Raw genomic sequence first — 2,479 nt, 5'->3', positions numbered from 1 at the left:
CTCGAAAAGATAGGCGGCGACCTTTCGCATCTGGATTTCCTCGGCGCCTTCGGTGATGCGGTATCGGCGGTGGTGGCGGTAGATGTGCTCGAACGGCTTGTGGCGTGAGTAGCCGATGCCGCCATGGACCTGCATCGCGCGGTCGGCGGCCTCGCAGACGAGCCGGTTCGCCCAGTAGTTGCACATGCTGACCTTGTCGGAGAGGGTGCGTTCGACCTCCTTGTGCGGCGTGTTGTCCATGTCCCACGCGGTCTTGCGGATCAGCAGCCGCAGCATCTCCGCCTGCGTCGCCAGCTCGACCAGCGGGAACTGGATCGCCTGGTTCTTCGCCAGCGCCTCGCCGAACGGCTTGCGGGTGCGGGCGTATCTGACGCTCTCCTCGATGCAGTAGACCGCCGCGCCGAGCGAACTCGCCGCCTGACGGATGCGGTTCTGGTGGACGAAGCTTTGCGCAATCGACAGGCCGCCGCCCTCGGGGCCGAGCCGCGCCTCGTCGGGCACCCACACGTCGCTGAACGTCATCCTCGGATGGTCGGTCGGCATGTTGAACGTCCACATATATTCGTCGACCGTCATCCCCGGCGTCCCCGTCGGCACGAGCAGGCAGGTGATGCCCTTGGCATCGCCGTCCGCGCCGCTGGTGCGGCAGAAGGTCGCGCAATGCGTCGCGCTGTGCATGCCGGTGATCCACATCTTGCGCCCGTCGATGCGCCAGCCGTCGACGCCATCGCGCGTCTCGCGCACCGCGCGCGTCTCCATATGCGTCGCGTCGCTGCCATGGTCGGGCTCGGTCAGCCCGAACGCGGTGCGGCGCTTGCCCTCGAACCCGCCAAGGATAAATTCGGCCTTCTGCTCCTCGCTCGTCGCGAACTGCTCGAACATCTCGACGAACGGGAAGTTGCCGACGATGCTGTGCTCGTTTTGCAGGTCGTTGTGGAGGCCGAGCCCCTTCGCCGCGAAGTGCTCGCGGATCACCGCCATCCACAGGTTCGATCCGTCCTTGCCGCCGTATTTCTTCGGCGCCGAGAAGCGCCAGTGGCCCGCGGCATCGGCCTTGCGCGTGGCCTGCTTGAGCAGCTGCTCCCACTCCTCGCGCGGCAGCCCCTGATTGTCCCAGTCGGTGCGCGCATGCTCGCGCCGATGGTCGAAGAAGCGGATATTGTCGCCTTCGAGCTCGAGCGGTTTGATCTCGGCCTCGATAAAGGCGTCGAGCTCGTCGAGGTACGCCTGCAAATCGGCGGGCATCGCAAAATCCATGTCTCTCTCCCTGTTCCGTTATCCGCGCCAGTCGGCGCGCGCCGCAGCGAGCGCGGCATATTTGGGGCTGTCGACCGCGCATTTGTCGAGCACGGCGCGGCGCAGCTTCGCGAGCAGGCCCGGCTCGGCGAGCGTCGTGGTTCCCGACAGCAGCGCGGCAGCAAGCTCGGCATCCTCGGCGCGCACCCCGGCATCGAGGTCGCGCAGCACGATGCCGAGCGCGTTCATCGCGACCACCGCCTCGAACTTGGCGTGCCCCTCAGCCTGCGGCTTGATCGATCCTTCGATCCAGTCGCGCACCGCCTGCACGATCTCGCGGTTCGTTGGCTCGCCAGCGGGTTCCGGTACGACCGGCTTCGACGGTGGCAAGTCCCGCGCCCGCTCGGCCTCGGGCGCCTCGTCTTCGAGCAGCCGCACCAGATCGAGCTCCTGCTCCGCCGTCCGCCGGCCGATGACGACGCGCTCGACCGTCCGGTCGGCGCCGCTCCGCCACATCTGCCCCATCTGCAGGCACCCGAGCGCCCACCAGAGCGTCCGGTAGATCAGCCAGAAGCGGAAGCGCTCCCTGTCGACCGTCACCCCGCCTGCGGCTTCGTACGCCGCGAAGTAATCGTCGAGGCTGCCGACCCCGAACGCCGGTTTATCGAGCGCGCCGAAGCGCCACACCGTCATGCAGCCGAACGCGAGGTCCTCATGCGCATCGCCGCGGTGCGCCAGCTCCCAGTCGAGCACCGCCGCCAGCCCGTCCGCATCGACCATGACATTGCCCATGCGATAATCACCATGGACGAGCACCGGATCGGCGGGCGCTGGCAGATGATCCTCGCACCAGCGGATCGCCAGCGCGATCACCGGACGGTCGCCGCCGTACGACAGGAAGCGCGCGCGAAGCTCCGCCAGCGCCGTCGCCGTGTCCATCAGCGGGATCGCAGCGGGCACGCGGTCCAGCGGGATGCTGTGGATGCGCGCCAGCTCGCGGCCGAGATCGCCGAGCAGCGACGGCGGCGGACCCGCCAATATCTTCGCCGGCGACACCTCCGCCAGCACCCGCCGCATCACATAGCCCGTGCCCAGCCCGTCGCCCGGCTCGAGCACGCCGACGACTTCAGGCGCCTTCACCCCCGCATCAAACGCCGCCATCACCAGCGCCGCCTCGTCCACATGCCCGAACGGACGGTCCGCCATATAATCCGCCGACGGCGCGCGGCGCAGGACATAGCCT

Annotated in this window: 2 protein-coding genes; both read right to left on the bottom strand. The window is 68.1% G+C overall.

Features of this window, described 5'->3' with window-relative positions:
* The coding region (locus ATE70_RS24010) for an acyl-CoA dehydrogenase family protein (RefSeq protein ID WP_058540014.1) at nucleotides 1-1,257 on the bottom strand (1,257 nt) is incomplete at its 3' end.
* Nucleotides 1,258-1,275: 18 nt separating this feature from the next.
* Nucleotides 1,276-2,479, bottom strand: a 1,204-nt coding sequence (locus ATE70_RS24005; RefSeq protein WP_058540013.1) for a phosphotransferase, incomplete at its 5' end; no start/stop codon positions are given.

This window comes from Sphingopyxis sp. H053 (genome assembly GCF_001468225.1).
GTDB lineage: Bacteria > Pseudomonadota > Alphaproteobacteria > Sphingomonadales > Sphingomonadaceae > Sphingopyxis.
The sequence above is the reverse complement of the archived record's forward strand: the minus strand, read 5'-3'. Positions and strand labels throughout refer to the sequence as shown.